This is a genomic window from Bartonella sp. AA56HLJMS (assembly GCF_042197145.1).
Classification (GTDB): domain Bacteria; phylum Pseudomonadota; class Alphaproteobacteria; order Rhizobiales; family Rhizobiaceae; genus Bartonella.
The window spans coordinates 1-5,962 of the sequence record NZ_JBHIRL010000036.1 but is presented as its reverse complement, the minus strand read 5'-3'; the positions used below and the strand labels follow the sequence as shown (position 1 = coordinate 5,962).

The following is a 5,962-nucleotide window of genomic DNA, read 5'->3' as shown; positions in this document are numbered from 1 at the left end:
CAGTTTTGTGCTGATCTCAAACGAGCAAAACAGAAAGCAGAGAGAGCAAAAGCAATTTGGCAACAAAGCCAACCAATTAAAAACACTTTAGCAGAAACCTATTTACGTATGCGGGGTATTACATGTGATTTGCCTCCTGATTTACGCTTTTACGACAAATGTTCGCACCCCTCTGGGGTTACACTGACCGCGTTGGTGGCTCTTGTTAAGGGCGCTGGCTCTTTCGCCATTCATAGAACCTTTTTACAAGCCAATGGTTGCAAAACAGACCAAAAACCAGCAAAAGCCATGTTGGGATCTGTAACAGGTGGTGGGGTGCATTTAAGCCAAGCCAATCCAAAACATAAGGAATTATTTAACAAACTTTAGAGCTTTTATGCTGTTACAACTATCTTCGTGAAATTTATGAAGACAAAACCCAAAAGGCGGTCGGCCTACAAAACGCTATGAATAGCTCACCTTGGTGAAAAATCATAGGACCACACAATAGAGAAATCTCTTTTGACAGTTTTTCAAGCCAATCGCTCAACGCTCTTTTTAGTGACATTCTCTTCATTGCTCTTTTTTCAAAGAAAATGATCAGAGTTCTTCTTACAAAGAGTTTTGTTGCTTTTGGAGAGTTATTCCAATGTTTATGTTATTTTTTTAATAATAAAAAATAAAAAACATTATATTTTAATATTTTTGTTTAGGATCTTGAGCTACTCTATGGAAATTTCTATTTTTGTAAAAAATCCAAACGTGCAACAGCATGGTAAAATATATTTTTATGACGTTGGTGATGATCTCAAGAGAAAAGAAAAAAACCTTACGATAATAGGAGTCATTTGGGAGTATTGATGGTATTAAGTGAATATCAGCTACAATATCATTGGGATTTATATTACTCGTAATTGGCATTTTGGATGCATGGCTCATTTGTTCTGCGAATTATTGGACTTGAATGTTTAATCTATAAAGCCCAGTATTGATGATATTAGAATAAAAGCCATCTTGATTTGTAAGTTTAATCGAATGCAAATTGAGAACATTCGATATAATAACAAGCGTATGCTTCTTAGCTAGCCCCTTTTAAGTAAGATAATAAGTCCACCTGCCATACTGTTTTGATTGGGGTTGAGCTCAGCTTTATAATAAACATCAAGCTTAAAAATACCGTTCGCTTATTTTGAGTTACATCAAACTGAAATACCTATAATTCTTTCTCATCAAAAATCTTGAATAAAAAAGGCAAGTTGCTGCTTAAATTACTGCTAATATCAAAAAAATCAAAGCCAATTTTGCCACCATCTTTGACACTTTTAGTATATAAGATCCCGATACATGAGACAAGCACCATATCGTTCTTCCATCGGTATGTCCTATATCTATTCACGAAACATAGCTGCTTCAGAGTGGGAAATACTATATATTTGTAGCAATTTCTTTTAATTGATTCATATCAAAATACAAATCCGATACCTTTTGGCAAAATTTATCAAGATAAATAAACAATTCATCAGAGAGAGATATCTTTTTTTCTCGAATTCTCATTAAATCCTCAGTTTTATTATTTAACGGATGCGCTTCAAAATTACTTGCACGATTTCCTGCTAATTTGGTAGGCATATAATGATTTATGATGTTACAAAAACTACAATCTAAAGGGCCTGAAACATTACTTCCAACCATACCAACGTAGTTATTTTTATTCTCAAAACACTTATATAATTCTTTAATATTACTTGCAAATGGCTTATAGACAAAAGCATTATAGCCATATTCGTGAATTTTTTCATAACCACATTTCACGAATGTCTCATCAGCGATATTTAAGAAACCCAAATCTGGAATTTTTGAAGGAAATTTCACAGGCTGTTCTATTCCAAACAAATTATTCTTATCTATCCTATCAATAAAATAATTCCACTGCTCAAAATTAATACTTGCATTGAAATCAATAATAAATTTTACATTTTTGTTTTCATTAACAATTGCAATTGTATCATCCAAATACTGATTCGATGATTTCAATTTTATCAAATCGTAATTACGTATCTCATCATCAATAATTGCACCTATTCCTATCGTTTTAATAGATTTCATTAATCCAGAATTAATAATTTTAGCCATTTCAACTTTTTTAAAAAAATCTTCCAACCCAAAGAAATAGCTTAAAGAATTTGCAAAGTGTTTACTTTTATTTATTGATCGTTCATTTACAGATTTTATAAAATCGTCCGGCATTTCTCCGTGACTAGGTGACAATGGCAACTCCATAGCAAAGGGCGAAATAACTTTATCCTGAGCAGTAAATAAAATTATCAGTTCTGTTTTTTCAACTAACACACCAGAAGAACTGTGAAAAGAATCCGATAGTTTATATTTATTGGTGTAAACTCTGATGCGTATATCCATATTTTATCTCACAGCCAGAAAAAAAATCCCGTATCATATTTAACTGAAATCTATTCTCATACTTTTTTCTATTTTCAAAATTAACTAAAATGAACTCGGGAGTAGCGATACGTATTAGAGCTAACACTTCTGCCAAATCGAATCTCTCCGATAAAGTAATCGTCACACTATATGGTACGCTATCTTTTTTCATACATTCTATGTTACGCACCCACGTTTGTTTATATTTTTTACTGTCTAGATTTCTTATCTCTGAAATAACATCTGTGCCTATTTGTATCCCTAAAAAGAACGGATTACTCTTTAATAGCTTCAAATATGGTTGAATATAGATGTGCCCCCCTGTTGCAATCCGAAAATATTTTTTGCAAATGAGACACATACAAGTATATTTATGAAGTAAATCATAATCGAGCTCAAAAGGCTCTCCACCAGAAAGAATAATAAAATCAGATTTTATGTCATTTATTGTATATAAAGATTCAGGCAACGCGTCATCTCTCACCATATATTCCATCGAATACGGACAATGATTGCAGCCCGCACTGCAATTTTCATTACAAATTACAATATTATCGCCCATGAAATTTCTTATTCAAGTTCATATAATCCAATACTAATTGTTTCATGAAAATATTTTGGTATAGAGAAAGATCAGAAATTTTTTTAGCCACAAACGCTTTTATCATTGGTAAAGCTTCATCCTTTGATATAGACAGCAAATGAGAAATATAGTCTATCCGTTCTTCTAAATTGAGAGATAATCTTGGACTGGTGAAAAATGTTAAGATATCCAATTCCGGACTGGCTTCTTGACATAAATCCCAATCCACTACCATAAAAGAACTATCAGAAGTAACAATGATATTATCAGGATGTAAATCTCCATGTGATAAGATTATATTCTTGCTTAATCGATCTTGAAAGATCTTATTGATTTGATCAATAATCGCCTTTTGATGTAGCAAATCCATTTGGCTCAATACAGTACCCCGGATAAACTCCCATTCGACTATTTCATCGCAAAGTGTTATCAAATTTGGTGCAGGATAGAGACTTTGTCGAAAAGAGCCATCCTTGATGTTTTCATTAATGCACGATGCTTCCGGATAAATTTGCCCATAGCAAAACTCTTGATGCTTGCGTTTCAAGAAATGTTGTTTTGACGATTGTGCATTTTCAGGCTGTAACCAAATGATTTCTTGTTTTCTGACAAAAATAATTAAAGCAGACACCCCAAAAATCACAGCCATAATCACTGCCAACCACAAATTAGCTTGCCAGAATGTTGAAAAAACATGACCGTATAAAAAACTGAATGCAAAGGATACAACAGCTGTAATAATGGCTGTAAATGATAAAACAGTCGCGATAGCTTTGGGATCAATCAGTGAATTTATAAGAAGAGACGACAGATAAGATCGATAAGCAGATTTAAAAACACATAGCAGTAAAAATCCTAATATAAGAGCCGCAATGATTTGAAATGACATGAGAAAAAAAGCAATGGTTACCATACAACCAATCATTAAGACGGGAAAAATAGGATTTTGAAACTTTGAAAAATACTTCTGAAACAATATATTGGAACTTGCTGAAAAAAAATTCCCAATGATAAAAATAATCGAAACCAAAATAGCAGGTTGAAATGGCAAAAAATCAGAAAATGCGATAGAAACAGTTCGATTATTAACCAAAATAGCAAAAGCTGAAACTGCACTTAAAAAAACAAGAGTGAAGCGATAAGGGTTTTTGACTTCTTTACGGCTGGCGCACATAACTGTGAAAATACTCGGATGAGCGTTGATATGAAAACTATCTAATCCCTTCGTCAGTTTTGAAAACATAAAAATAGCAAAAATTAATGAAAGGATTTGAAAAATTACAGGCAATGCAGGATGCACATAATAAAGTATTCCCCCTAAAAAAATAAGTACCGTTGTCACACTATAGGTAACAGCAGCCACTTCGGACTTAACGGAAAACAGTGTGCGATGCTTTGGTACTACAGAAAAGAGTAAACTATCTTCCGCACCTGAGAAACAAGCGGCCGCTAATGTGATACACAACAAATAAGTGGCGTAAGCAAAATATGCATAATTCATAAAAAGAGCTAAAAAACCGCAAAGAAAGAAAAACAGCCCAGTATAAATAACGCGCTTACTTCCATAAACATCTGATAATAAACCCAAGGGGACTTCTAAGATCAAAGGAAGCAATAAAAAATAACTACCGATTAAAACAATATCCGCTTGCGACAAATGCAATTTTTCCGACAAAAAAAGTGGTAAAACAGCAACCACTAGAGCAGTAGACTTGCTAACGCTATAAATCTTAAATTGCTTAACCTTATCCACAAAATACCTTCCCACGACATCCGCTACATGCGCCAGATTCTTTCAAAGATTTTAAAACGCTTTGAGCAGACCAATCTATTGCCTCATAATTTTGTAGATTCCCAAAAGCTTCTGAATAAAAGCAATTTTTTAAATCTCCATTATAGTCCAATACCAAGGATGAAAATGGAAATAAACACATTAACGGCGACGAAACGTACGCAGAATTTTCGCCTAAGTAATAATTAATACAATTTACAAAATTTTGTGACGTCCATGAGATTTTCCTTTCTTGGAACTTTTTATCTATATAAATCTGGAGGGGGGATTCTTTCCTTGATAATTCATCTCTCAAATGAAAAAGTGAGGCGTTTGGCGGAAGAATTTTGTTGCTTAAAGCCTTAGATCGATCCTTTGTATTATTGTTTCTAGAAAAACAAAATGACGACGTATCGAGCGGGTTGAATCCGATATAATCGACATCTTTGCTTATACAAAAATCGATAAAATTAATAATATTTTCTAGAATCTCTTTAGTAACTGTCGCTCTTATTCCTATACTTTGCAGAGGTTGAAGATTCTTAACTGTTTCAATGTTTTCCCACACGCGATCAAATTTATTCGCCCCCCGTATATCATAATATCCTTGGACACTAGTCGAATCCATAGAAATAACAATTTCTTTTATGTCATACTGTGAAATCCATAAATTTTTATGCAATAAGATGCCATTGGTATTTAATTCAACAGGCAGACCTAGTTCATTCAACGTTAATAAAATATCTTTAAGCCTCGGATGCATTAAAGGTTCTCCCCCAGAAAGCATCACTGAGGCAGCTCCTTTTTCTTTCAACATTCTAAATAAGGGTATTAAACTTTCTGGAGTATGCCAATTTTTTTCCTTAATCTTCCAACAATCGCACATGATACAAGGGCTATTGCAATTCTGGATAATATGTATAATAGGTGTCACAGGTGCCCATAATTTTTTAAGATCAAAAATCGAATCTGACGCACTAATCAAGTTTTCCTTCTTTAAAAGAAAACCATTCTTTTCTAGTTCTCTTAACAAGATTGAAAAATCTGATGCTAAGACCTCTGTCTCTACATTAAGCTTTGCCGCAACAGTTTCAATTTTCTGATTCTGTAAAAATTGGCTAGCAGAAACAACCGATGCCCCCTATGAGGTCGCTGAAACTATTCTAAGTCATACAGTAGGAGGACAAGTA

4 protein-coding genes and 2 pseudogenes are annotated in these 5,962 nt (G+C 33.5%); 2 read left to right on the top strand and 4 right to left on the bottom strand.

The genetic code is table 11. The annotated features are described in order from the left end of the window. Window positions 1–369: pseudogene (locus ACFINI_RS09200) on the top strand (virulence-associated protein E); the annotation flags it as partial. Between the two features lie 1,035 nt (window positions 370–1,404). Here the strand turns inward: ACFINI_RS09200 and ACFINI_RS09195 are convergent. The 4 genes from ACFINI_RS09195 to ACFINI_RS09180 are packed head-to-tail and all read right to left on the bottom strand — an operon-like array spanning window position 1,405 to window position 5,757. After that, window positions 1,405–2,397 carry a hypothetical protein gene (locus ACFINI_RS09195; protein ID WP_375613859.1) on the bottom strand — a complete coding sequence of 331 codons (993 nt, stop codon included), beginning with the start codon at window positions 2,395–2,397 and terminating at the stop codon, window positions 1,405–1,407. Then, complete coding sequence (locus ACFINI_RS09190; RefSeq protein WP_375613858.1) at window positions 2,366–2,980, bottom strand: hypothetical protein; 615 nt, start codon at window positions 2,978–2,980, stop codon at window positions 2,366–2,368. The genes ACFINI_RS09195 and ACFINI_RS09190 overlap by 32 nt, the downstream gene beginning before the upstream one ends. Further along, on the bottom strand, window positions 2,970–4,754 hold the full coding sequence (locus tag ACFINI_RS09185; RefSeq protein WP_375612536.1) for an MFS transporter: 1,785 nt from the start codon (window positions 4,752–4,754) through the stop codon (window positions 2,970–2,972). The genes ACFINI_RS09190 and ACFINI_RS09185 overlap by 11 nt, the downstream gene beginning before the upstream one ends. After that, window positions 4,747–5,757 carry a radical SAM protein gene (locus ACFINI_RS09180; protein ID WP_375612537.1) on the bottom strand — a complete coding sequence of 337 codons (1,011 nt, stop codon included), beginning with the start codon at window positions 5,755–5,757 and terminating at the stop codon, window positions 4,747–4,749. Before ACFINI_RS09180 ends, ACFINI_RS09185 begins: the two co-directional genes overlap by 8 nt. A gap of 124 nt (window positions 5,758–5,881) precedes the next feature. Between ACFINI_RS09180 and ACFINI_RS09175 the strand changes: the two are divergent. After that, window positions 5,882–5,962: pseudogene (locus tag ACFINI_RS09175) on the top strand (integrase); the annotation flags it as partial.

Excerpts from the sequence above, each read along its gene's own strand:
- ACFINI_RS09195 (WP_375613859.1), bottom strand. The coding sequence starts at position 2,397 with ATGGATATACGCATCAGAGTTTACACCAATAAATATAAACTATCGGAT.
- ACFINI_RS09190 (WP_375613858.1), bottom strand. The coding sequence starts at position 2,980 with ATGGGCGATAATATTGTAATTTGTAATGAAAATTGCAGTGCGGGCTGC.